The organism is Streptomyces thermoalcalitolerans (genome assembly GCF_039525155.1).
Taxonomy (GTDB): Bacteria; Actinomycetota; Actinomycetes; order Streptomycetales; family Streptomycetaceae; genus Streptomyces; species Streptomyces thermovulgaris.
In genome coordinates this window covers 88,644-112,143 of the sequence record NZ_BAAAHG010000002.1, presented here as the reverse complement: position 1 = coordinate 112,143, position 23,500 = coordinate 88,644, and the positions used below count along the sequence as shown (strand labels likewise).

Annotated in this window: 20 protein-coding genes; 10 read left to right on the top strand and 10 right to left on the bottom strand. The window is 68.4% G+C overall.

All coding sequences use genetic code 11. The annotated features are described in order from the left end of the window. Nucleotides 1-70: 70 nt before the first annotated feature. Nucleotides 71-2,011, bottom strand: coding sequence for a chromosomal replication initiator protein DnaA (dnaA, locus tag ABD224_RS01935; RefSeq protein ID WP_344045970.1), 1,941 nt, complete (start codon nt 2,009-2,011; stop codon nt 71-73). Between the two features lie 371 nt (nt 2,012-2,382). Between dnaA and rpmH the strand changes: the two genes are divergently transcribed. The 9 genes from rpmH (at nt 2,383) to ABD224_RS01890 (ending at nt 9,154) form a co-directional block, all read left to right on the top strand. Then, complete coding sequence (rpmH, locus tag ABD224_RS01930) at nt 2,383-2,520, top strand: 50S ribosomal protein L34 (RefSeq protein WP_031511218.1); 138 nt, start codon at nt 2,383-2,385, stop codon at nt 2,518-2,520. 21 nt (nt 2,521-2,541) lie between these two features. Further along, a complete protein-coding gene (gene rnpA, locus ABD224_RS01925; RefSeq protein WP_079129915.1) occupies nt 2,542-2,913 on the top strand; it encodes a ribonuclease P protein component in 372 nt (123 codons plus the stop codon). Continuing rightward, nucleotides 2,910-3,266: a membrane protein insertion efficiency factor YidD gene (yidD, locus tag ABD224_RS01920; RefSeq protein WP_344045964.1), complete on the top strand. Its 357-nt coding sequence runs from the start codon at nt 2,910-2,912 to the stop codon at nt 3,264-3,266. Before rnpA ends, yidD begins: the two co-directional genes overlap by 4 nt. Before the next feature lie 3 nt (nt 3,267-3,269). Further along, nucleotides 3,270-4,541: a membrane protein insertase YidC gene (gene yidC / locus ABD224_RS01915; RefSeq protein WP_344045962.1), complete on the top strand. Its 1,272-nt coding sequence runs from the start codon at nt 3,270-3,272 to the stop codon at nt 4,539-4,541. A 15-nt stretch (nt 4,542-4,556) separates the two neighbouring features. Beyond that, the gene (locus ABD224_RS01910; protein WP_344045960.1) at nt 4,557-5,069 is read left to right on the top strand and encodes a Jag family protein; all 513 of its coding nucleotides are present in this window, start codon (nt 4,557-4,559) and stop codon (nt 5,067-5,069) included. 116 nt (nt 5,070-5,185) lie between these two features. Then, nucleotides 5,186-5,902, top strand: a complete 717-nt coding sequence (gene rsmG / locus ABD224_RS01905; RefSeq protein ID WP_344045958.1) for a 16S rRNA (guanine(527)-N(7))-methyltransferase RsmG — start codon at nt 5,186-5,188, stop codon at nt 5,900-5,902. 253 nt (nt 5,903-6,155) lie between these two features. After that, a complete protein-coding gene (locus ABD224_RS01900) occupies nt 6,156-7,229 on the top strand; it encodes a ParA family protein (RefSeq protein WP_344046276.1) in 1,074 nt (357 codons plus the stop codon). After that, on the top strand, nt 7,226-8,320 hold the full coding sequence (locus ABD224_RS01895) for a ParB/RepB/Spo0J family partition protein (RefSeq protein ID WP_344045956.1): 1,095 nt from the start codon (nt 7,226-7,228) through the stop codon (nt 8,318-8,320). Before ABD224_RS01900 ends, ABD224_RS01895 begins: the two co-directional genes overlap by 4 nt. 216 nt (nt 8,321-8,536) lie before the next feature. Next, nucleotides 8,537-9,154: a GNAT family N-acetyltransferase gene (locus ABD224_RS01890; RefSeq protein ID WP_344045954.1), complete on the top strand. Its 618-nt coding sequence runs from the start codon at nt 8,537-8,539 to the stop codon at nt 9,152-9,154. A 117-nt stretch (nt 9,155-9,271) separates the two neighbouring features. Here ABD224_RS01890 and trxA read toward each other — a convergent pair whose 3' ends face one another. The 7 genes from trxA to ABD224_RS01855 all read right to left on the bottom strand — a co-directional run bounded on the left by trxA (nt 9,272) and on the right by ABD224_RS01855 (nt 19,097). Then, on the bottom strand, nt 9,272-9,604 hold the full coding sequence (trxA, locus tag ABD224_RS01885; RefSeq protein WP_344045952.1) for a thioredoxin: 333 nt from the start codon (nt 9,602-9,604) through the stop codon (nt 9,272-9,274). 45 nt (nt 9,605-9,649) lie between these two features. Next, complete coding sequence (gene trxB, locus ABD224_RS01880; protein ID WP_344045950.1) at nt 9,650-10,621, bottom strand: thioredoxin-disulfide reductase; 972 nt, start codon at nt 10,619-10,621, stop codon at nt 9,650-9,652. A gap of 218 nt (nt 10,622-10,839) precedes the next feature. Next, nucleotides 10,840-11,745, bottom strand: a complete 906-nt coding sequence (locus tag ABD224_RS01875) for a hypothetical protein (protein WP_344045948.1) — start codon at nt 11,743-11,745, stop codon at nt 10,840-10,842. Next, nucleotides 11,742-12,467 (bottom strand): RNA polymerase sigma factor SigM, encoded by a 726-nt coding sequence (gene sigM, locus ABD224_RS01870; protein WP_344045946.1) that lies wholly within the window; start codon nt 12,465-12,467, stop codon nt 11,742-11,744. The genes ABD224_RS01875 and sigM overlap by 4 nt, the downstream gene beginning before the upstream one ends. 25 nt (nt 12,468-12,492) lie before the next feature. Then, the gene (locus ABD224_RS01865; RefSeq protein ID WP_344045944.1) at nt 12,493-14,214 is read right to left on the bottom strand and encodes a protein kinase family protein; all 1,722 of its coding nucleotides are present in this window, start codon (nt 14,212-14,214) and stop codon (nt 12,493-12,495) included. A 118-nt stretch (nt 14,215-14,332) separates the two neighbouring features. Beyond that, nucleotides 14,333-16,654, bottom strand: a complete 2,322-nt coding sequence (gene murJ, locus ABD224_RS01860) for a murein biosynthesis integral membrane protein MurJ (protein ID WP_344045942.1) — start codon at nt 16,652-16,654, stop codon at nt 14,333-14,335. Nucleotides 16,655-16,700: 46 nt separating this feature from the next. Then, nucleotides 16,701-19,097: a DUF6049 family protein gene (locus tag ABD224_RS01855; protein ID WP_344045940.1), complete on the bottom strand. Its 2,397-nt coding sequence runs from the start codon at nt 19,095-19,097 to the stop codon at nt 16,701-16,703. Between the two features lie 326 nt (nt 19,098-19,423). On the opposite strand from ABD224_RS01855, the gene ABD224_RS01850 reads away from it, so the two are divergent. Next, nucleotides 19,424-20,899, top strand: coding sequence for a CCA tRNA nucleotidyltransferase (locus ABD224_RS01850; protein ID WP_344045938.1), 1,476 nt, complete (start codon nt 19,424-19,426; stop codon nt 20,897-20,899). A gap of 99 nt (nt 20,900-20,998) precedes the next feature. On the opposite strand, the gene ABD224_RS01845 is transcribed toward ABD224_RS01850, so the two are convergent. Both ABD224_RS01845 and ABD224_RS01840 read right to left on the bottom strand, forming a co-directional pair. Further along, complete coding sequence (locus tag ABD224_RS01845; protein WP_344045936.1) at nt 20,999-22,294, bottom strand: MFS transporter; 1,296 nt, start codon at nt 22,292-22,294, stop codon at nt 20,999-21,001. 96 nt (nt 22,295-22,390) lie between these two features. After that, the gene (locus ABD224_RS01840; protein ID WP_344045934.1) at nt 22,391-23,473 is read right to left on the bottom strand and encodes an inositol-3-phosphate synthase; all 1,083 of its coding nucleotides are present in this window, start codon (nt 23,471-23,473) and stop codon (nt 22,391-22,393) included. Nucleotides 23,474-23,500 lie beyond the last annotated feature (27 nt).

Below are 23,500 nucleotides of genomic sequence, written 5' to 3'. Positions count from 1 at the left end.
TCCGGCCGGAGCAGGCCGAGGGGCGCCCCGGTGTCCCGGGGCGCCCCTCGGGGCCTCGTGCTGCGGCTCCTCAGCCGTTCTTGATGCGGTTGGTCAGCTCCGTGACCTGGTTGTAGATGGAGCGCCGCTCGGCCATCAGCGCGCGGATCTTGCGGTCGGCGTGCATGACGGTGGTGTGGTCGCGGCCGCCGAACTGCGCGCCGATCTTCGGCAGGGACAGGTCGGTCAGCTCCCGGCACAGATACATGGCGATCTGCCGGGCGGTCACCAGGGCGCGGCCGCGTGAGGTGCCGCACAGGTCCTCGACCGTGAGACCGAAGTAGTCGGCCGTGGCCGCCATGATGGCCGCCGCCGTGATCTCCGGGGCGCTGTCCTCGCCGCCGGGGATGAGGTCCTTGAGGACGATCTCCGTCAGGCCCAGGTCCACCGGCTGCCGGTTGAGCGAGGCGAACGCGGTCACCCGGATCAGCGCGCCCTCCAGTTCACGGATGTTGCGCGAGATCCGGGAGGCGATGAACTCCAGCACCTCCGGCGGGGCGTTCAGCTGCTCCTGCACCGCCTTCTTGCGCAGGATGGCGATGCGCGTCTCCAGCTCGGGGGGCTGGACGTCGGTGATCAGGCCCCACTCGAACCGGTTGCGCAGCCGGTCCTCCAGGGTCACCAGCTGCTTGGGCGGCCGGTCGCTGGAGAGCACGATCTGCTTGTTGGCGTTGTGGAGGGTGTTGAAGGTGTGGAAGAACTCCTCCTGCGTCGACTCCTTGTCCGCGAGGAACTGGATGTCGTCGACGAGCAGGATGTCCATCTCGCGGTAGCGCTTGCGGAAGCTGTCGCCCTTGCCGTCGCGGATGGAGTTGATGAACTCGTTGGTGAACTCCTCCGAGCTGACGTACCGCACGCGCGTGCCCGGGTACAGGCTGCGCGCGTAGTGACCGATCGCGTGCAGCAGGTGCGTCTTGCCGAGCCCGGACTCCCCGTAGATGAACAACGGGTTGTAGGCCTTGGCCGGTGCCTCGGCGACGGCGACCGCGGCGGCGTGCGCGAAGCGGTTGGAAGCACCGATGACGAAGGTGTCGAAGAGGTACTTCGGGTTCAGACGCGCGGTCGGCTCACCGGGGCCGGACGCCGGAGCGGGCTGTGCGGTGAGCGGACCGGACGCGCCGGTGGCGGGCCGGCTCGGGCCCACGGGACCGCCGCGGTGCGCCTGGCCGGAGCCGGCCGGCGGTTCGGGCAGGTCGCGGCGCCCGGTGTCGCGCTGGTCGTAGTCGGGGCGTGACGGGTCGTACGACGGGCGGTCCACCGGCTGCGGACGGTAGTCCTGGGACGGCGCCGACGGCGCGTAGGGGTCCTGCGGGCCGTAGGGGTCCTGCGCGGAGGGGGAGGCGTACGGGTCCCGTTCGGGGAAGCCGAGCCGCTGCTGCTGCCAGCCGTAGTCGTCCTGGGGACGGCGGGGCCAGGCACCGGGCTCGGGGCGCTGGTAGTCGGCGTACTCCCCGGGGTAGGCGGGACGGGCGGTCGGCAGCGGGTCGGAGTCGTCGGCCGGCTGGGGGCCGGTGCGCGGAGGCGGCAGCTGGTCGCTTCCGGGGCCCGGCAGCTGGCCGGCGTGGCCGGAACGGTGGCCGTCGGACCGGTGCCGGCCGTAGCCCTCGTATCCGCCCTGGCCGGCGGGCAGCTCCTGTTTCTCGTAGCGCGGCTCCTCGTAGCGCGGCGCGGGCGGCGCGGGAACCTGGGGCTCGCCGACGGAGCTGTCGACGGTGATGGCGATACGGATGGGGCGGCCGCACTCGCGGCTCAGAGTCTCGCTGACGACCGGGGCGAGGCGCCCTTCGAGGACGCCCTTGGCGAACTCGTTCGGCACGGCGAGCAGTGCGGTGTCGGCGACCAGCGCGAGCGGCTGGCAGCGCCGGATCCAGTGCTCGTCCTTGGCCTCGACGCCCTGTCCGCGGCCGTCGCCGAGAAGCTGTTCCAGGACTCGTGGCCACACTGCGGCAAGATCGGCAGGTACGTCAGCCACAGGCACGCTCTCTCACGGGTCCTACGAACGTGTGGTTCGGGACGGGTCGGTATCTCTTCGGGTGGTGCGGGGACAAGGGAACGAATAGGAGTTCAGCCACGGTAGTCAGCGTGGCGGGTGCGGTTCAAGTTGTTGTCCCCAGGCTGTGGACAGTGTCTCTCCGTGTCCCCTGGTTTGACCGGAAGACGCGGCCGCGCGTACCGTAACGAGGTCGAGTTGTCGATGGCTGCTGCCGCCTGCCTCCGATTGGGCACAGATCGCGTCAAGGTGATCGGTAAGCGGTGCACTCGGGCGTAACTGCGAGCTACTCGTGGGCGCACGGTGACAGCCAGGACGGCATCCGCCACCATCGATTTTTCTGGAGTCCCCGAGTGAGCAAGCGCACTTTCCAGCCGAACAACCGTCGTCGCGCCAAGACCCACGGCTTCCGGCTGCGTATGCGCACCCGTGCCGGCCGCGCGATCATCGCGTCCCGCCGCAGCAAGGGTCGCGCCCGTCTGTCCGCCTGATCCCGGTCAGGTCATGACGTCGTGCTGCCCACCGAGAACCGGCTGAGGCGGCGCGAGGACTTCGCGACCGCGGTACGACGAGGGCGCCGAGCCGGACGCCCCCTTCTCGTCGTCCATCTACGCAGCGGTGCCACGGACCCGCACGCGCCTGGGGAGAGCGCTCCTCCGCCGCGTGCGGGTTTCGTCGTGAGCAAGGCCGTGGGGGGTGCGGTCGTCCGCAACACGGTCAAGCGCAGGCTTCGCCATCTGATGCGCGACCGGATCGCTCTGCTGCCCCCCGGTAGCCTGGTAGTCGTGCGAGCGCTGCCTGGTGCGGGTGACGCCGACCATGCACAGCTGGCCCGAGACCTGGATGCCGCCCTTCGACGACTGCTGGGAGGGGGCGCGCGGTGAAGTACCCGCTGCTGGCATTGATCAAGTTGTACCAGTGGACCATCAGCCCGCTGCTCGGGCCGGTGTGCAAGTACTACCCGTCGTGTTCCCACTATGGCTACACGGCCATCGACCGGCACGGTGCGATCAAGGGAACAGCACTCACTGCCTGGCGGATCCTGAGGTGCAATCCGTGGTCGCTCGGCGGTGTGGACCATGTGCCGCCGCGCAAGCGTCCGCGATGGCACGAAATGCTGCGCAGCGCGTGGCGCGCACGCAAGGGCGGGCCCTCCGCCGCCGAAACGGCCACCGACGGCCGCATCCTTCCGTCGAGCCCGGCCGCAGAGACCTCGTCCCATGCCCAAGGAGCATGATTAGTGGACACGATTGCCAGCCTCTTCAGCTTTATCACAACACCCGTCTCCTGGATCATCGTCATGTTCCACAAGGTGTACGGGGTGTTCTTCGGCCCTGACACCGGGTGGGCCTGGGGCCTGTCCATCGTGTCCCTGGTGATTGTCATCCGCATCTGCCTGATCCCGCTGTTCGTGAAGCAGATCAAGGCGACGCGTGCGATGCAGATGCTCCAGCCGGAGATGAAGAAGATCCAGGAGCGCTACAAGAACGACCGGCAGCGCCAGTCCGAAGAGATGATGAAGCTGTACAAGGAGTCGGGTACCAACCCGCTCTCCTCGTGCCTTCCCATCCTGGCGCAGTCGCCGTTCTTCTTCGCCCTGTACCACGTGCTGAACAGCATCGCCTCGGGCAAGACCATCGGCTTCATCGACCAGCAGCTGCTGGCCAGTGCGCAGAAGGCGCACATCTTCGGTGCCCCGCTGGCCGCGAAGTTCATGGACAGCCCGTCCAAGGTCGAGGCGCTCAACGCTTCGCTGACGGATGTGCGGATCGTCACCGCGGTCATGATCGTCCTGATGTCGGCGTCGCAGTTCTACACGCAGCGCCAGCTGATGACGAAGAACGTCGACATGACGGTGAAGACGCCGTTCATGCAGCAGCAGAAGATGCTGATGTACATCTTCCCGATCATGTTCGCCGTCTTCGGCATCAACTTCCCGGTCGGTGTCCTCGTCTACTGGCTGACCACCAACGTGTGGACCATGGGCCAGCAGATGTACATCATCCACAACAACCCGACCCCGGGTTCCAAGGCCCAGGCCGCCTACCTCGAGCGTCTCTACAAGCACGTCACGCACCACGGCAAGGTCCGCAACCGGCGTGAGAAGGCCATGATCAAGGCGATCGTCGCCAAGGGCCGGGACCGCAACGAGTACGAGCGCAAGTTCATCAACGGCCTGAACAAGGCGGGCCTGGCGGCTCAGAGCGACGGCACCGTGGTGAAGAGCGAGAGCGCCGCGGCCGCGCAGGCCCAGGACGGTACGACCACCACCGTCACCGCCCCGCGCCGTCAGCAGCCCAAGCGGCAGACCAAGGCACAGCGCCAGTCGGGTCGTGCCAAGGCCGGTGGCGCCACGGCGTCCCCGTCGCTGAACAAGTCCGACGCGCCGCAGGGAGCCTCGTCCGGGACGGCCAGAAAGGCCGGCCCGACGCCGGGCAACGGCACCCGCAGCCGGGCCCAGTCCGGTCAGCGCAAGGGCCCGCAGCGGCCCAAGTCCCCGTCCAAGAAGTAAGAAGGAGCCCATCCCGTGACGGAAGGCACCACCTCTGCCGCTGTCGAGGGTGCAGACGACCTGACCCTCCTGGAGCAGGAGGGCGAGATCGCGGCGGACTACCTCGAGGGTCTGCTGGACATCGCCGACCTCGACGGTGACATCGACATGGATGTCGAGGGCGACCGCGCCTCTGTCTCGGTCATCAGCGACACCGGCGTCCGTGAGCTGCAGAAGCTGGTCGGCCGTGACGGCGAGGTGCTGGAGGCGCTGCAGGAGCTCACGCGGCTGGCCGTGCACCGGGAGACCGGCGAGCGCAGCCGTCTGATGCTGGACATCGCCGGCTACCGCGCCAGGAAGCGTGCCGAGCTGTCCGAGCTGGGCGCCAAGGCCGCGGCCGAGGTCAAGAGCAGCGGCGAACCCGTGAAGCTGAAGCCCATGACTCCCTTCGAGCGCAAGGTTGTGCACGACGCGGTCAAGGCCGCGGGCCTGCGCAGCGAGTCCGAGGGCGAGGAGCCGCAGCGCTTCGTCGTTGTGTTTCCGGCCTGAGCGGTCCCCCATTCCACCGGCCCCGTCTGCCTGCAGGCGGGGCCGTAACTTTGTCAGCCTGATAGTTCTGGTGGTCGGCGCTGTTCGCGCTGATGTGGTACGGAAGGACGGTCCCCGTGACGGAGGCAGCGGAGCTCCCCCCTGCGCCTGAGCAGGCACGTGCCGTATTTGGCGATCGCTTCGCGGATGCGGTCCGGTACGCCGAGTTGCTGGCCGAGGCAGGAGTGCAGCGAGGGCTCATCGGCCCGCGTGAGGTACCCCGTCTGTGGGAGCGGCACCTGCTGAACTGTGCGGTGCTCTCCGAGGTCGTGCCCGAGGGGGTGACGGTGTGCGATGTCGGCTCGGGCGCCGGCCTGCCGGGCATTCCCCTGGCGCTGGTCCGGGAGGATCTGAAGATCACGCTGTTGGAACCGCTGCTGCGGCGGACCACCTTCCTCACCGAGGTCGTCGAGCTGCTGGGGCTTGACCATGTCACTGTCGTCCGCGGCCGGGCCGAGGAAGTGATGGGCAAGATCCCACCGGTGCATGTGGTGACCGCCCGGGCGGTTGCTCCGCTGGACCGCCTGGCCACCTGGGGCATTCCACTGCTGCGTCCTTACGGCGAGATGCTCGCTCTCAAAGGAGACACGGCCGAGGAGGAGCTGAAGAACGCGGCCACGGCCCTGGCCAAGCTCGGCGCGGTGGAGACGTCCATCCTGCGTGTGGGTGAGGGGGTCGTGGAGCCCCGGTCCACCGTGGTGAGGGTCAAGGTTGGAGAGAGCCCGGGCGGCGTGCGTTTCGCGGCCAAGCGTGCGAAAGCGGCTCGCACGGGGCGCGCGCGACGGCGCCGGTAGCCGGACGTATCCCACACAAGCTGCCAAACCCGCGCAATAACGGAGTGTCGCAGTAGTTCGGCCGCGGTCGCTGTGCATCGTGTTTCACGTGAAACGTCGCTCACTGTTGCACGGCATCATTGATCGCAGCCGCGCCGCGGCCCACCCTCGCGACCGCAGGTCGCATGGCTCACTCGGGCAGGGAACGGAGTTGTCCACAGAGATGGATTTCTCCACAGAACGACAGGCCTCCCTGGTTCACACCCCCGAAGGCATGGGAGGCTCTGTTCATTGCGAGCCTGAAGTCGAGGAGAGTGAATCCTTGCGGTCCGACGCCAATATCGCGGGACCGATGACCGATCCGGTCCCTGGTCCCCGTACCGAGTCGACGGGGGAGGATGTTTCACGTGAAACACCGCCCCCGATGGACGACACTCCCATCGGTCGTGCTGCCCAGCTGGCGGTCGAGACTCTGGGCCGCGCCGGCGCGGGTCTGCCGCGGCCTGAACAGACCCGCATCATCGTGGTCGCCAATCAGAAGGGTGGCGTGGGCAAGACAACGACGACCGTCAATCTTGCCGCTTCACTGGCTCTGCACGGCAGCAGGGTCTTGGTGATCGACCTCGATCCACAGGGCAATGCTTCCACCGCGCTGGGCATCGACCACCACGCGGAGGTCCCTTCCATCTACGACGTGCTGGTGGAGAGCAGGCCCCTGGCCGAGATTGTCCAGCCCGTCACCGAGGTCGAGGGTCTCTTCTGCGCTCCCGCCACGATCGATCTCGCCGGTGCGGAGATCGAGCTGGTGTCCCTGGTGGCGCGGGAGAGTCGACTGCAGCGGGCGATCCAGTCCTATGAGCAGCCGCTGGACTACATCTTCATCGACTGCCCGCCCTCCCTCGGCCTGCTAACGGTCAACGCTCTGGTCGCCGGCCAGGAGGTCCTGATCCCGATCCAGTGCGAGTACTACGCGCTGGAAGGCCTGGGGCAGCTGCTGCGCAATGTCGACCTGGTGCGGGGGCACCTCAACCCCACTCTGCATGTGTCGACCATCCTGCTCACCATGTACGACGGCCGGACACGCCTTGCCTCCCAGGTCGCCGAAGAGGTGCGCAACCACTTCGGCGACGAGGTGCTGCGGACGAGCATTCCTCGCTCCGTCCGTATTTCCGAGGCGCCGAGCTATGGGCAGACGGTGCTGACTTACGATCCAGGATCGAGCGGTGCCCTCTCCTATCTTGAGGCGGCACGAGAAATCGCGCTGAGAGGTGTCCGTGTCAGCTATGACGCCACGCACGCTCACATCGGCGCACAGAGCGATCCCAATATGGTGGAGGGGATTCAGTGAGTGAGCGACGGAGGGGGCTGGGCCGTGGGCTCGGCGCATTGATTCCTACTGCCCCGACCGCGGAGAAACCAGCGGTCCCGGCAGTGATGGGGGGTGCCGCGGCATCGTCTGCGGCTGCTTCGACGCTGACCGGTGAGCGGGGCGTGGCAGCGGCGAAGGTGACCACGTTGCCGCCTGTTTCACGTGAAACAGGGGAGGCGAGCGGCGAGGTTCCCGCGGCTCCGGTGGGCGCCCACTTCGCCGAGATCCCCCTCGACGCCATTACGCCGAATCCGCGCCAACCGCGTGAGGTCTTCGACGAGGACGCGCTGGCCGAGCTCGTCACCTCCATCAAGGAGGTCGGGCTTCTTCAGCCCGTCGTGGTACGGCAGATCGGGCCTTCGCGCTATGAACTCATCATGGGCGAGCGGCGCTGGCGGGCCTGCCGTGAGGCGGGACTCACGGCGATTCCGGCGATTGTGCGGGCCACGGATGACGAGAAGCTCCTTCTGGACGCTCTGCTGGAGAATCTGCACCGGGTGCAGCTGAACCCGCTGGAAGAGGCCGCCGCCTACGACCAGCTGCTGAAGGACTTCAACTGCACGCACGATCAGCTGGCGGACCGCATCGGCCGCTCCCGTCCGCAGGTCTCCAACACCTTGCGGCTGCTGAAGCTCTCGCCGGCGGTGCAGCGTCGGGTCGCTGCCGGGGTCCTCTCGGCGGGACATGCGCGAGCACTGCTCTCGGTGGAGGATCCCGAGGAGCAGGACCGGCTGGCTCACCGGATCGTCGCCGAGGGACTGTCGGTACGGGCGGTCGAGGAGATCGTCACCCTGATGGGCGCACGGCCGAAGGCGACGCCGCGCTCCAAGGGCCCTCGGGCTGGGGCCCGGGTCTCTCCGGCTCTGTCGGAGCTCGCCACTCGTCTGTCCGACCGTTTCGACACACGGGTGAAGGTCGACCTGGGGCAGAAGAAGGGCAAGATCACTGTCGAGTTCGCCTCCATGGAGGACCTGGAGCGCATTCTCGACACGCTGGCTCCAGGCGAGGCACAGGTACTGCAGAAGAGCCTTCAGGAAGACGGTACGGAGGAGACGGAACCGAACTCCTGAGATCCCGTTCGGGGGGAAGGATCAGATCGATTGTTCGGCAGAAGCGGGCCTTGTCCGGTGTATACCGGAACGGGGCCCGCTCTTTGCTTTCATCCGGTATCGGCGCAATCGCATTATGGTTACGATGCGTTCGGATATGCACATCCCTCCACCGATGCTTGAGAGGGACGCCCGCTGATCACGCTGGAAAGGCGAAGGAAGCGAGGAACAGCTTTCATGGGCCGTAGGCTCGTACCGCTCACGCTGGACAACCTCCAGGACCTTCCCAAGCGCTGTCGTGAGTGTGTCTTCTGGGAGCTGGACCCCGTCAGCGGCGAAGCCGCGGTGAAAGCGGGCACACCCGCCCTGGAAAAGGAAGCGTGGATCTCCTCCGTTCTTCTGGACTGGGGTTCCTGCGGCCGGGTCGTCTATGTCGACGACGTACCTGCGGGCTTTGTGCTCTACGCTCCCCCCGCCTACGTCCCTCGTTCCGCGGCGTTTCCCACGAGTCCTGTCTCGCCGGATGCGGTGCAGCTGATGACCGGCTTCATCGTGCCGGGCTATCAGGGGCAGGGACTGGGCCGCGTGATGGTGCAGACGGTTGCGAAGGACTTGCTGCGGCGAGGATTCAAGGCCATCGAGGCATTCGGCGACGCTCGCTGGAAGGAGCCTGCCTGTATGCTCCCGGTCGACTATCTGCTGGCCGTGGGGTTCAAGACGGTCCGGCACCATCCCACCCACCCGCGGCTGCGGCTGGAACTGCGGTCGACGGTGTCATGGAAGGAAGATGTGGAGATGGCACTCGACCGGCTTCTGGGAGCCGTGCACAAGGAGCCGGCACTGCGGCCGCTCTAGGGGAGCCGTCCCACAGGAAGAGAAGAAGTCGTCTTGCATGAAGGGGGCCGGCCCTGTGAGGCCGGCCCCCTTCATGTTTCACGTGAAACACGTGCCGTCGCGATGGCCTGTGTCACGTCACTCGGCGATGAACTCCTCGAGTTCGCGAACGATCGCGGCCTTCGGCTTGGCGCCCACGATGGTCTTGGCGACCTCGCCGTTCCGGTAGACGTTCAGGGTCGGGACGGACATGACGCCGTACTTGGTGGCCGTGTTCGGGTTCTCGTCGATGTTGAGCTTGACGACCTCGATCTTGTCGCCGTACTCGGCGGCAATCGCTTCGAGGGACGGAGCGATCTGACGGCAGGGACCGCACCAGGCGGCCCAGAAGTCCACCAGAACGGGCTTGTCGTTCTTGAGGACGTCCTGCTCGAAGGTGTCGTCGGTCACGTTCTTCAGGGTGCCGGCCACAGCGGGCTCCTTCATTGATCGTGCGTGGGCTGGAATGGATGGGGCTCAGACAGTGGACTTCTCGGGCTCGGCCTTCTGCTCGTTGTCCGTGGCAGCAGCCAGGTAACGCTCGGCGTCCAGCGCAGCGGCGCAGCCGGTGCCGGCTGCGGTGATCGCCTGACGGTAGGTGTGATCGACCACGTCACCGGCGGCGAAGACGCCGGGGATGTTGGTGCGCGTGGACGGCGAGTCGACCTTCAGGTAACCCTCCTCGTCCAGCTCAAGCTGGCCCTTGAAGAGCTCGGTGCGCGGGTCGTGGCCGATCGCGATGAACAGACCCGTCACGGCGAGGTCCGAGAGCTCGCCGGTCTTGACGTTGCGCAGCTTCAGACCGGAGAGCTTCTGGTCGCCCTGGATCTCGGCGACCTCACTGTCCCAGATGAACGTGATCTTCGGGTCGGCGAAGGCACGCTCCTGCATCGCCTTGGAGGCACGCAGCGTGTCCCGGCGATGGATGACGGTGACGGACTTGGCGAAGCGGGAGAGGAAGGTGGCCTCTTCCATGGCGGTGTCACCGCCACCGACCACGGCGATGTCCTGGTCCTTGAAGAAGAAGCCATCACAGGTGGCGCACCAGGAGACGCCCCGACCGGTGAGCGCGTCCTCGTTCGGCAAACCGAGCTTGCGGTGCTGCGAGCCGGTGGCGACGATGACGGCCTTTGCCCGGTGCACCGTGCCTGCCGCGTCCGTGACGGTCTTGATCTCGCCGGTCAGGTCAACGGAGACGACATCGTCCGGAACGAGCTCGGCTCCGAAGCGCTCGGCCTGCGCCCGCATGTTGTCCATGAGCTCGGGGCCCATGATGCCGTCGCGGAAGCCCGGGAAGTTCTCCACCTCGGTGGTGTTCATCAGCGCGCCACCCGCGGTGACGGCGCCCTCGAAGACCAGCGGCTTCAGCGACGCGCGCGCGGTGTAGAGAGCCGCCGTATAGCCGGCGGGCCCGGAGCCGATGATGATCACGTTACGGACGTCGCTCACGGGTTGATTCCTCGTCTCTGGACTGGGTCGTACGGCCGGTGGGAGCCCTCTCTCACAGCTCTCACCCCATCCAACGGATCCTACGGGGCGCACATTCCCCATGGGTTCGGGCACACGGATGGGTCAGTATGTGGACTGTCGCAGGGCGAGCATGTGGACTGCCGCAGGGCGCGGGGACCACAGCGCACGCGCGCAGAGAATACGTGGAGGAGTACCGGTTAACGCGCGTAGGAGCGCTGCAGCAGGAGCTTGGGGGCGGCCGAGGGCTGCTGGACACATCGTGCGTCGACGAGATAGGCCGTGACGCGGGTACTGTCGCCGGAGGGATCGGGCAGCACGACGAGATAGGCGTACTTGCCCTCATAGGTGCCTGCCTGAGCGGCGAGAGGAGTGTCGGATGCGCCGATGATGCCCTGCCGGACGCACAGGGGCACCGTGACGGTGGGGGTTTTCAGAACCTTCGGGGTGCCGGCGTCCGGAGCGGATTCCATGCTGAGACCACGGGGGGCACGGGACCCCTCCGAGGTCTTCTGGGCCTGAAGAAGGTCGGCGACCCGGTCCTTGAGCGTTTCCTCGGAGAAGGTGTCCGCGGATGCGCTCGCACGGTCCTGCGCCGCGGTGCTGGAACTCTTGTCGTCGTACAGGGTGGTCATCACCACGGAGGCGACGCCCAGGGCGGCCACGGCAACGACGGAGCCCAGGACGGCGATCCTGCGGCGTCCGCGCCGAGAGCGGGCCTTGCGGCCCGGTCCGGTGCTGGAAGCAGGAGCATGCCCCGGAGGACGGCCCGCCGCCGATGTTTCACGTGAAACATGCGCGTTCCCGAGGGCGGTCTCAGGTTCGGTGGTGCCGGCGCTCCTGGAGGCTTCGGAAGATCCAGCGGCTTCAGCGGCGAGGGCGGCGTCCACACGGGCCGCGATGTCGTCGGGCATGCCCGGCGGGTCCGGCAGGGTGCCGAGCAGACCACGGATCTCCTCCAGCGAGGCAAGGACCTCGGCGCACAGATCGCACTCGTCCAGATGCTGTCGCAGGGTCGTGGCCCGGGAGGGGGCGAGGAGGCCCTCGGTGAGGTCGGAGATCTCTGTGACGTCCGGGTGCTCGGCCGCGTCCGTCGTGGCTGTCACGCTCGTCCACCTCCGCCCTTCACAGCAGCTGAATCGCTTGGCCCCGTGTCCTGCGTGCCCACGCTCTCAGGATCCGCTGGGGGTGGGACGGATGTCCTCTGCGTCCGGTTCCGTCCTGTGCCCGGTTCCTTCCCGTCGCCGGCACGCTCGGGCCGTAGATGGGTGAGGAGCGGCAGGAGTCTCGCTCTGCCCCGGGCACAGCGGCTCTTCACCGTTCCGGTCGGCACATCAAGGATGCGCGCGGCCTCGGCGACCGGATACCCCTGCATGTCCACGAGCACCAGCGCGGCCCGCTGGTCGGGCGGCAGGCTGCTCAGCGCCTTGAGGAGCTGCCGCTGCACATCGTTTCTCTCGGCGGGCGCCGAGGCCGACTCATGCGGCTCCAGCAGCTGTTCCAGGCGCTCGGTGTCGTCCACCGGTGAGGTTCTGCGCGAGGCCGCCTTGCGGGCCCGGTCCAGACAGGCGTTCACCGTGATCCGGTGCAGCCAGGTCGTGACGGCTGACTGTCCCCGGAAGGTGTGGGCGGCACGGTAGGCCGAGACGAAGGCGTCCTGCAGGGCGTCGGCGGCCTCCTCGCGGTCGCCCAGCGTCCGCAGGGCGACCGCCCAGAGCCGGTCGCGGTGGCGCCGTACCAGTTCACCAAAGGCGTCGGGGTCGCCCTTCACATGGCGGGCCAGGAGGTCCTCGTCGCTCGCATCGCCGTATGCGGTGCCGTCCGCCATGGACCCCCTCCCCTTCAGTGAGACGTCAGCCCGTGAATTTCACATCGGTGATGCCCTGCTTGTAGCCGGCACTGCTGTAGCCGTCATGGGGGGCCCTGGGCACATCCGTGATCCACAGCAGTACGTACTGCGTCTTCACCGGCTTTGTCGCCTTAACCGTGAGAGAGGACCCGGTAGTGGTCGCGGTTCCGATCTTCGTCATCCCGTCGATCCCGGTGGAGGGACTCAGGGAGTCCGTGGCGTAGAGATGGACCGTGGTGTGGTCACCGGCGTAGCGAAGCCCTATCGACGCCGCGGAGAGCTCCTTGGCCGAGCCGAGGTCGTAGACGATGCCCACCCCCGGCTTGTAGGGAGCGAGCCTCGGGCCGTCCCGGTAGCTCTTGGTGCGCCAGTACGTGGAGCTGTCGCCGTCGTAGGTCTTGCCGACGTCCTCGGCGGCCTGGGCAGGCCCCTGTGCGACGTACTCCCGCGCCCCCTGGATCTGGATCGGCTGGGCCGGCTTCTGCGGCTTCTCGTTCTTGTCGTTGTTGTCCTGCGTCTGGGACTGGGTGCCGTTGTTGGGCTCGCCGCCCCGGTTCATCAGGGCATCCGCGAGCTGCCAGCTGCCCAGGCCCAGGGCGGCGATGAGCAGCGTCGAGACGGCCCACTTCAGGGCCTTGCCGGTGCGGCTCTGCAGCGGGGGCGGCGGGGCGGGGATCGGCTGGGTGACACCGGGACGCGGGGTCGCACGGCCGTATGTGCCCTGCTGGTACGAGGTGCTCTGGTACTCCGGCGGTGCGGTGAACGCCGGCTCCGGAGGGCGGATGCGCGGCATCTCGCTGATCGCCTTGGCCAGTTCCTCCGGCGTGGTGCACGGCGCCTCGTGCCGGGAGGCGGTGGCACCGTTGTTGGCGAGAGCGCGCATGGCGAGTTCGGACAGACCGCGATGGACGCCCGCGCGCACCTGGTCCGGAGGGATGAGACCGAGATCCTTGGGCAGGCCGGACAGGCCGTAGGCGTCGTCCTCGTACGGCCAGCGCTGGGTGAGCGACGCATACAGCAGGGCGCCGATGGCCTCGGTGTCGGTGCGCTGCGGGGTGTCGGAACGGACGCCGCGCAGCGCGGCGTTCACGGCCAGGCCGCGGATGCGCCACTGGCCGGTGGAGGTGCGCAGTACGGCGTTGGGGTTCAGCCGCAGATGCGCGAGGCCCTCGCGGTGTGCGGCGGCCATGGCGGAGGCGACCTGGCTGACCATCTGGTAGGCGTCGTGCGGCTCCAGAGGCCCGGAGGCCAGCAGCGTGGTCAGTTCCGTGGCGTCAGGCAGCCATTCATGGACGACGTAGACGAGGTCGTTCTCCTCGACGGCGTCGAGGACCTGCACGAAACGGGGGTCGCCGAGCAGCGCGGCGGAGCGGGCCGCGGCCAGTACGGACCGGGCACGGGCGTGGTCCGCGGGCAGGACGTGCACCCCGACGGCACGGCGGAGTTTCTCGTCCACCGCCCGCCAACTGCTGAATCCGTCCAGACGGGTGACGCACTCCTCCAGGCGGTAACGCCTGGCCAGCTTGTGACCGCTGTGCAGTTCGGGAGGCGAGGCCTTCTTTCCGGAGCGCTCGGTCGTGCCGCTCCCCTGTGTCTCGTCGCTGTCCGTGTCCCGCTTCCGGTTCTGGGTCACCCCGTCGGACGTGGACTGGTCCGCCTTGGCGGTCAGCGACTTCTCGCCGCTGTTGTCTGCCACGTCGACGGCAGCCGTACTCCGTTCCGCCACCGTCGCTCCTGCCTCCCCATCCATCGCGCGCTGTCCGACGCCGAAACCAATTGTGCCCACAGTCCTCCGCTATGCACGACACACGGCTGCGGGCGATGGTTGTGCGCCTACCCCCGTCTCAACGTCCCAGGCGCCCGCGGACCATGCCCACGAGCGAGTTGACTTCCTCGATGCGCATCCGGCGGGCGGCGACGAAGAAGAGGCCGAACAGCACGGCCCCGCCGGCCAGCAGCGCGGCGAGCGATCCCAGGACCCCCTGGCCCAGGGCGTGGCTGACGCCGTAGCAGGCCGCGCCGCTGACCAGCGTCGCCGGCACCGAGGCGATGCACAGCCGGGCGTAGGTCCGCACCACGCGTGAGCCGTCGAGGTCGCCGCCCAGCCGCTTGCGCAGCCGCCGCCAGGCGACACCGACGCCGATCGCATACGCGAGACCGTAGGCGGCGGCCATGCCGACGACGGCCCAGCGGGCCGGGAGCAGGACGTAGCACAGGGCCGAGGCGGCCGCGTTGACCCCGGCCACGATGACCGTGTTGTAGAAGGGGGTGCGGGTGTCCTCGTAGGCGTAGAAGGCGCGCAGGACGACGTACTGCACGGAGTAGGGGATCAGACCCAGGCCGAAGGCCATCAGCATGTAGCCCATGTTGGTGGCGCCCTCGATACCCGAGGAGCCGAACATCAGCGTGCACATCGGGATGCCGAGCGCGAGGAAGCCGAAGGCGATGGGCACGATGGCGACGGCGGTGGTCCGCAGGCCCTGGGAGATGTCGTCGCGGACGGCGCCGCTGTCGTCATCGGCGGCCGAACGGGAGATCCGCGGCAGCAGGGCGGCCATCAGGGACACGGTGATGATGGCCTGGGGCAGGCCCCAGATCAGCTGGGCGTTGGAGTACGCGGAGAAGCCGGTGCCGTTGACGCCGGAGTCCTTGACCGAGGCGGTGGCCAGCTGGGAGACGACGAGCGCGCCCGCCTGGTTGGCCAGGACGAACAGGATGGTCCATTTGGCGAGGGTCGCGGCCTTGCCGAGACCGTGCCCCCGCCAGTCGAAACGCAGCCGCAGCCGGTACCCGGTCTCCCGCAGGTACGGGATCATCGCCAGGGCCTGGACGACCATCCCGAGCAGCACGCCGATGCCGAGCAGCCGCTGGCCCTCCGGCGGGATGGTCGCGGCCGTCATGCCGGAGCGGGAGGCGGAGCCGTACACCCAGATGAACGTGCCGAGCGTCACGATGATGACGATGTTGTTCAGGACCGGGGTCCACATCATCGCGCCGAATCGTCCACGGGCGTTGAGGATCTGGCCCATCACCACGTGGATGCCCATGAAGAAGATCGAGGGCAGGAAGTAGCGGACGAAGGTGATGCCGACCTCGTTGGCCGCCGGGTCGCTGGCGACCGGGACGGACAGCATGCGGATCAGAAGGGGGGCGGCGAGCATCGCGAGGACGGTGAGCGCCCCCAGCACCACCATGACGAGGGTCAGCAGGCGGTTGGCGTAGGCCTCGCCCCCGTCGTCGTCCTCCTTCATGGCACGCACGAGCTGGGGCACGAAGACGGAGTTGAGCCCGCCGCCGACGGTCAGGATGTAGATCATCGTCGGCAGCTGGTAGGCGACCTGGAAGGTGTCGCCGAGAAGACCGATGCCGAGCGCCGAGACGATCAGTGCCGAGCGGATGAACCCGGTGAGGCGGGAGACCATCGTGCCCGCGGCCATCACGGCGCTCGACTTCAGCAGGCCGGAGGCCTTTCCGCCCTTCTTCGCCGGAGCGGGGGCCGGCTCGGCCTCCGGGGCAGCGGTCTCGGCAGCGGCCGGCGCGGAGGCGTACGGGCCCATCGGCCCCTGACCGGCGGCCGGGGCGGGTCCGGGAACCGAGGGGGCTTCGGTCAGCGGGCGCCCGTCGGACTGCTGCGGGGACGGGTAGCCGTACTGCCCGGGGGCCGGCGGGCCGTAGCCGCCCTGGCGCATGTCCGGGTGGCCGCCCTGCTGCTGGTCCTGGAAGAGGTGGGCGAAGGCGTCCGGCTCATGGCGGTTCCCGCCGGAAGGGCCGGCCGGGTGGTCCACACCGGCGAACTGCGCGGTGCGGGCATCCTCGCCGTGCGGCGGATACGGGGTGGCGCCCGACGGCCCCGGCGGCGGAGCCTGCATCCACACGCGCGGGTCGGGGGCGTGCGGCGCCTGCGGGGGCTGCCCGTGGGAGGGCTGCTGAGGGCCGTACGCACCGGACGACGGCGAGGGGTGCGCGGCACGGTCGTACGGCGCCTCGCCGCCCGTGTCCCGGGCGGCGAGGTCCTGTGCTCGGTAGGGATCCTTGCCGTAGGCGTTCTCGCGGTACCGGTCCGCAGGCGGCTGCGGCGGCACCTGACCGTGCTGGGGAGGCGGGGCGCCGGGGTCGCCCGAGCCGCCCACGGCCTGGCCGCGGTCACCGTCGTACGGCGCGTTCATGGATTACCCCACCTCATCGTCCCGGGCCCTCCGGGCCACGACATGCTCAACGGTCCACTTTCTCACCCGTGCCGGACTGGTCGGCGCTTTCCGCCGCGGTGTCCGGTGTCGGGTCACTCGGCTGCTCTCGGGCGTCGTCCTCCGGCTCGTCCGTGCTCCCGCCGGTCCCGTCGGTGCCGCTCTCGCCGCCGTCCGCGTCCGTGCTCTTGGCGGCCTCGGCGTCCTCGGCCGTCCCGGTGCCCTGCGCGGCCTCCTGGGCCGCCGCCCGCTTGCGCTGGGTGTACATGCGGAAGCCGGCGAGGACGAGCAGCAGGACACCGCCGCCGATGACCAGCATCACCGTGGCGGTGATCTCGGTGACCTTCACGTCGAAGGTGACGGGCGCACCGTACTCCCGGCCGTCCTGCGTGTAGAGCTGGGCGACCACGGTCACCGGGCCGTTGGCGTTGGCCGATGTGGTGAACTTCACGGACTGGCTGTGCCCGCCGGAGACCTCGACGGGCTGTTCCGCGTAGGCCTTGCCGCCGATCTTGAGACGAGTGGGATTGGTCGAGGTGAGCCGCAGCACCAGATGGTCGACGCCCTGGACCAGGTTGTTCTGCACGGTCACCGGGATGGTGGCGCTGCGGCCGGAGAGCTTGGTCTCCGACTTGTCGATCAGCTTGACCTGTTCGGAGAGGCCGTCGAGGTACCCCTCCACATCGTTCCGGAAGCGCTCCGCCTCATCGGCCCGGCCACGCCATGTCGTGGACATCTCCCGGTTCAGGGCGCGTCCGAAGGGAGTGACGACCCGGGACTCGTCGGTCAGGATGACCTTGAAGTTGTCGACCTTGTTCTGGGTCCGGGCGATCGCCGCGAAGGCGGAGCGGCCCAGCTCCTTCTTGCGCAGCGAGGAAGGGTAGGCGCGGGTCGACGGGACCTTCGTGGTGGCGCGGGGGTCCGGCGCGGCCTTGACGGCCGCGGACAGGTCCTGCGACTGGGACCAGGTGCTCTGCTGGAGGGCCGTCAGCGCCTGTGCCATGGCCTGGGCCTGGTGTGCGGTCGGCATGCGCTGCGGGGCCACGACGATGCTGCGCTGCTTGGTCGTCTGCCCGTGGAGCTCCAGGCTCTGGGCGAGGAACCGCTGCACGGCGAGCGTGGTGGTGCCGGCCCGTGACATGTCGCCCTCGAAGGCCGTCGACAGACGCTCGTCCGCGACGACCGCCGTGACGCCGCCGCCGATGGGGCGGGCCGCGGAGGGCGTGTAGGCCAGGCCGTCGGCCTCCCGCATGCTGTCACTGCGCGCGATGATCTTGTCGGCGCCCGCGGAGGTGGCGACCTTGACGATCGAGGGGTCCACAGCGCCGTCGACGGGCCAGGCGAAGTCCGTGCTCGGCTTCACATGGAGCACCGTCTCCACCGTGCTGGCGGCGACATCGGTGGCGTCCTTGAGCTGGCTGAGCGAGCCGGTCACGCTCGTACCGCCGTGGGCGAGGGACGCCAGATCGGGGTCGGCGAAGGGCAGCGCCACGACCTCCTTGCCCGCCACCGCCTGCTGCAGCTTGGCGAGCCACTGTTTGGCGACCGCCTGATGGGTGCCCGGGACGGATGTGCCGTTGTCGGTCCGGACACGGTAGCTGCGGGTCATGGCGTCCACGGACGCCAGCAGATCGGGATCGATGACCCAGGTGACGTCGAGGTCCTTGCCCAGCGACAGCATCTGCTCCAGACGGCCGCCGGGAGCGATGTCCTTGGCCAGGTCGTCGTCGAGGAAGACCGGCGTCTGCTGGGCGCCGGGGCCTGTCTCGGCGGTCATGTGGACGTCGGAGACGAGCGGCCACAGATAGGTCGTCTTCGTCTTGGTGTCCGCGTCGTCCGGCTGCCACGGCAGGAACGTGTGCCGGATGCCCAGGACCTGCTTCCAGGGCCGTGCGGAGGTCCGGCCGGACAGCGAGACGGAGAGCTGATAGACCCCGTCCGCGCCCAGCTTCAGCTTGTCGACCGGCACGGAGATGTTGAAGTGCTCGGCGATGCCCGGGGCGAGCTCGGTGAACTTCTGGACGTACTTGCCGCCGATCTCGGAGCCGTCGGCACCCGGATCGAATGCGGTGCGCCGGGCCACGGCGTCGATCGCCGAGCGGGTGTCCAGTTCCGGACCCACACGCAGACCCACATGGGCGTCGGTGATCGTGTGCTTGCCGTGGTTCGTCACGGTGCCCGAGACGGTCAGCGTGTCTCCCTTCGAGGGCACGCTGGGGCTGAGGGAGTCGAGGGAGACGGACACCGTGCGTGGGCCCGGCGCGGCCTGGAGGGAATCCCGAGGGGCGGCATGCCCGGCCGTCGCGGCGGGCAGCTGGAGCAGTCCGGTCAGCAGAGGCATCCCGGCGAGCAATGCCCCTGCCCGTCGCAGCAGGCGGCGGGCAGGTGAGGGATTGATCCCCTGGAAGTCTGCCGCCTCGGCCACGCGCTCGCCCGTCCCTCGTCGTCAGTGGTCGTCGGAATGTGCGTCCAGGCATGGTAACGATGCGCGCCGAGGGGAAGTGCCACGGAGGCACCTGGGCGATCATGGAGCGTCGACGGCTGTCCTGGATATGCGCGTATCCGGGGATGACGTTCGTTACGTCACAAGGGCCGGCCTTGGGTGAGTAACAAGGGGTCTGCCGCCGCGTTCCGCAGGGTGCCGTCCCCACGCGCCCGCCGGGTGTCTCCAGGGAAACTCGGGGCTCCCCAGGAAGACCGGAAAACAATGACGGAGCGGTCGGCCGTCCAGGCCACGTACCCTTTTCTGTTGTGCCGAACGCCAACGAAGACACTTCCTCTGCTCTGAACCAGGTGCAGCAGCGCGCGGTGAGCGAGCTGCTGCGGGTGGCCCCCGTCGTCGACGATCTCGCGCGCCGCTTCCGGAAAGCCGGGTTCTCCCTCGCCCTGGTCGGCGGCTCGGTCCGGGACACGTTGCTCGGCCGGCTCGGCAACGACCTGGACTTCACCACCGACGCCCGTCCCGAGGACGTACTGAAGATCGTGCGGCCGTGGGCCGATGCGGTATGGGATGTCGGGATCGCCTTCGGCACGGTCGGGGCGCAGAAGCAGGTCCGTGTCGAAGACGCCGACCGGTGCTTCCAGATCGAGGTGACCACCTACCGGTCGGAGGCCTACGACCGGTCCTCGCGCAAGCCCGAGGTGTCGTACGGCGACTCCATCGAGGAGGACCTCGTCCGGCGTGACTTCACCGTCAATGCGATGGCGCTGGCGCTGCCGGAGAAGAAGTTCATCGACCCGCACGGCGGCCTTGCGGACCTCGAGGCTCGCGTGCTGCGTACACCCGCCACGCCCGAGGAGTCCTTCTCCGACGACCCGCTGCGCATGATGCGGGCCGCGCGTTTCGCCGCCCAGCTCGACTTCGAGGTCGCCCCCGAGGTCGTCGCGGCGATGAAGGAGATGTCCGCACGGATCGAGATCGTCTCGGCCGAACGGATCCGGGACGAGCTGAACAAGCTGATTCTCTCGGACCACCCGCGCAAGGGTCTGACCCTGCTCGTCGACACCGGTCTCGCCGATCATGTCCTGCCCGAGCTGCCGGCTCTGCGTCTGGAGAGCGACGAGCACCACCGGCACAAGGACGTCTACGACCACACGCTGATCGTTCTGGAACAGGCGATGGCGCTGGAGGACGAGGGCCCCGACCTGACCCTCCGGCTGGCCGCCCTTCTGCATGACATCGGCAAGCCGCGTACCCGCCGTTTCGAGAAGGACGGGCGAGTTTCCTTCCACCACCATGAGGTGGTCGGCGCAAAGATGGCCAAAAAGCGCATGACGGCGCTGAAGTACTCCAATGAGCTGGTGAAGGACGTCTCCCGTCTGGTCGAGCTCCATCTGCGCTTCCATGGCTACGGCACCGGGGAGTGGACGGACTCCGCGGTCCGCCGCTATGTCCGTGACGCGGGCCCGCTGCTCAGCCGGCTCCACAAGCTGACCCGCTCGGACTGCACCACCCGCAACAAGCGCAAGGCGGCCGCACTGTCCAGGGCGTACGACAGCCTGGAGGCACGCATCGCCCAGCTCCAGCAGCAGGAGGAGCTGGATGCGATTCGCCCGGACCTCGACGGCAACCAGATCATGGAGATCCTCGGTATCAAGCCCGGCCCGCTCGTCGGCAAGGCGTACAAGCACATGCTGGAGCTCCGTCTGGAGAACGGACCCATGGAGCACGACGCGGCGGTGGCAGCCCTCAAGGAGTGGTGGGCGGAGCAGAACGAGGCGAGCTGACCCCTGCGGCAGAGGCATGTTTCACGTGAAACATGACGCAGAGGAGAAGGCCGAGGGGCGGTGTTTCACGTGAAACACCGCCCTTTTCCCTGAGGGGGCTCAGGGGGCCTCAAAGGGCCGGTGAGATGACACCTGCCGGCGTTCGGAGGCGGCCATGGCGACCGCGACCGCTGTGTAGATGACGGCGACCGTGATCACCAGCGCGGTCGAGCGCCCGTCCGGTGGCAGCATCAGCGTGGCAATACCCGCGGCGCCCACAAAGGCGATGTTGAACAGCACGTCGTACACGGAGAAGATCCGGCCGCGGAAGCCGTCGTCGACCGCGGACTGCACCACGGTGTCCGTGGCGATTTTCGCGCCCTGTGTGGTCAGCCCCAGAACGAACGCCGCGACCAGCAAGGGGACGGTGGCGAACGGCAGACCGAGGGCGAGTTCGAGGACCGCCGCACAGCCGGCGCACACGGTGATCCAGCGGGTGGGGCCGAGCCATCCCGCCATCCAGGGCGTCACGACGGCCGCTGCGAAGAACCCGGCGCCGGAGAGCCCCAGCGCCAGCCCGAGCAGGCGCAGTCCGTCCTCCGTGCTCGAGGTCAAGGCATAGCGGCACAGCATCAGCACCATGACCGTCAGGGCGCCATAGCAGAACCGCATCAGCGTCATCGAGGTCAGCGCCCAGGCGGCCTTCCGGCGGGGCGGAGCGGCGAGATGCCGTAGGCCCGCCATCAGACCGCGGGCGGTGCCGGTCAGTGCCGCGCCCAACCGGGGGCGGACCGGGCTCTGGTCGGGGCCGAGCAGGTCCGGGGCCATGAGGAGCGAGGTGAGGGCCGCGCACAGATAGAGGAAGGCCCCCAGCAGCACCACGGCAGCGTCGGAGTCCGCGCCCAGCAGCCGTACGAGGAAGGCGAGGCCGCCGCCCGTGAACGCGGCCAGGGAGCCGGCCGTGGGCGACAGGGAGTTGGCCATCACCAGCCGCTCGGCGTCGACCACGCGGGGCAGCGCGGCGGACAGCCCGGCCAGGACGAAGCGGTTGACGGCGGTGACGCACAGGGCGGAGACATAGAACAGCCAGGCCGGCACGGCGGCGACCATCAGCACCGCGGTGGCGGCCGCCATGGCCGCACGGGTCAGATTGCCGTAGAGGAAGACCTGCCGGCGCCGCCAGCGGTCCAGCAGAACGCCGGCGAACGGGCCGACCAGGGAGTACGGCAGCAGCAGTACCGCCATCGCGGAGGCGATCGCGGCGGCCGAGGTCTGCTTCTCCGGGGAGAAGACGACGTATGCGGCGAGCGCGACCTGATAGACGCCGTCCGCGCTCTGGGAGAGCAGCCGCACGGCGAGCAGGCGTCGGAAGTTCCTCACCCGCAGGAGGACACGCAGGTCGCGAACGACAGCCATGGCGCACAGCCTCACATACAGGCGGACCCCCGGGAGCACGCATGGTGCGACCGGGGGTCCGGCAGCCCTGGCAGGAGCGGTTTCAGAAGGGGCTGGTCAGCGCTCGACCTCGCCGCGGATGAACTTCTCCACGTTCTCGCGGGCCTCATCGTCGGAGTACTGCACCGGCGGGGACTTCATGAAGTAGGAGGAGGCGGACAGGATCGGACCGCCGATGCCCCGGTCCTTGGCGATCTTCGCGGCACGCAGGGCGTCGATGATGACACCCGCGGAGTTCGGGGAGTCCCAGACCTCGAGCTTGTACTCCAGGCTCAGCGGGACGTCACCGAAGGCACGGCCCTCGAGGCGGACATAGGCCCACTTGCGGTCGTCGAGCCAGGCCACATAGTCGGACGGGCCGATGTGAACGTTGTTCTCGCCGAGGTCCCGGTCGGGGATCTGGGAGGTGACGGCCTGGGTCTTGGAGATCTTCTTGGACTCCAGACGCTCCCGCTCGAGCATGTTCTTGAAGTCCATGTTGCCGCCGACGTTCAGCTGCATCGTGCGGTCCAGGATGACACCCCGGTCCTCGAACAGCTTCGTCAGGACGCGGTGGGTGATGGTGGCGCCGACCTGCGACTTGATGTCGTCACCGACGATCGGCACGCCCGCCTCGGTGAACTTGTCCGCCCACTCCTTGGTGCCGGCGATGAAGACCGGCAGGGCGTTGACGAAAGCGACCTTGGCGTCGATGGCGCACTGGGCGTAGAACTTCGTCGCTTCCTCGGAGCCCACGGGCAGGTAGCAGACGAGAACGTCGACCTGCTTGTCCTTGAGGACCTGGACGACGTCGACCGGCTCCTCGGAGGACTCCTCGATGGTGGCGCGGTAGTACTTGCCGAGGCCGTCAAGGGTGTGGCCGCGCTGAACCGTCACACCGGTGGAGGGCACGTCGCAGATCTTGATGGTGTTGTTCTCGGAGGCGCCGATGGCGTCCGCAAGGTCCAGACCGACCTTCTTCGCGTCGACGTCGAAGGCGGCGACGAACTCGATGTCACGCACGTGGTAGTCGCCGAACTGCACATGCATGAGGCCCGGGACCTTGGACGCCGGATCGGCGTCCTTGTAGTACTCCACGCCCTGTACCAGCGATGCGGCGCAGTTGCCCACGCCGACGATGGCTACGCGAACCGAACCCATTGACGGTTGCTCCCTGTGTGTAATCGG

Excerpts from the sequence above, each read along its gene's own strand:
- ABD224_RS01900 (WP_344046276.1), top strand. The coding sequence starts at position 6,156 with ATGGGAGGCTCTGTTCATTGCGAGCCTGAAGTCGAGGAGAGTGAATCC.
- ABD224_RS01890 (WP_344045954.1), top strand. The coding sequence starts at position 8,537 with ATGGGCCGTAGGCTCGTACCGCTCACGCTGGACAACCTCCAGGACCTT.
- sigM (WP_344045946.1), bottom strand. The coding sequence starts at position 12,467 with ATGGCGGACGGCACCGCATACGGCGATGCGAGCGACGAGGACCTCCTG.
- murJ (WP_344045942.1), bottom strand. The coding sequence starts at position 16,654 with ATGAACGCGCCGTACGACGGTGACCGCGGCCAGGCCGTGGGCGGCTCG.
- ABD224_RS01845 (WP_344045936.1), bottom strand. The coding sequence starts at position 22,294 with ATGGCTGTCGTTCGCGACCTGCGTGTCCTCCTGCGGGTGAGGAACTTC.
- ABD224_RS01840 (WP_344045934.1), bottom strand. The coding sequence starts at position 23,473 with ATGGGTTCGGTTCGCGTAGCCATCGTCGGCGTGGGCAACTGCGCCGCA.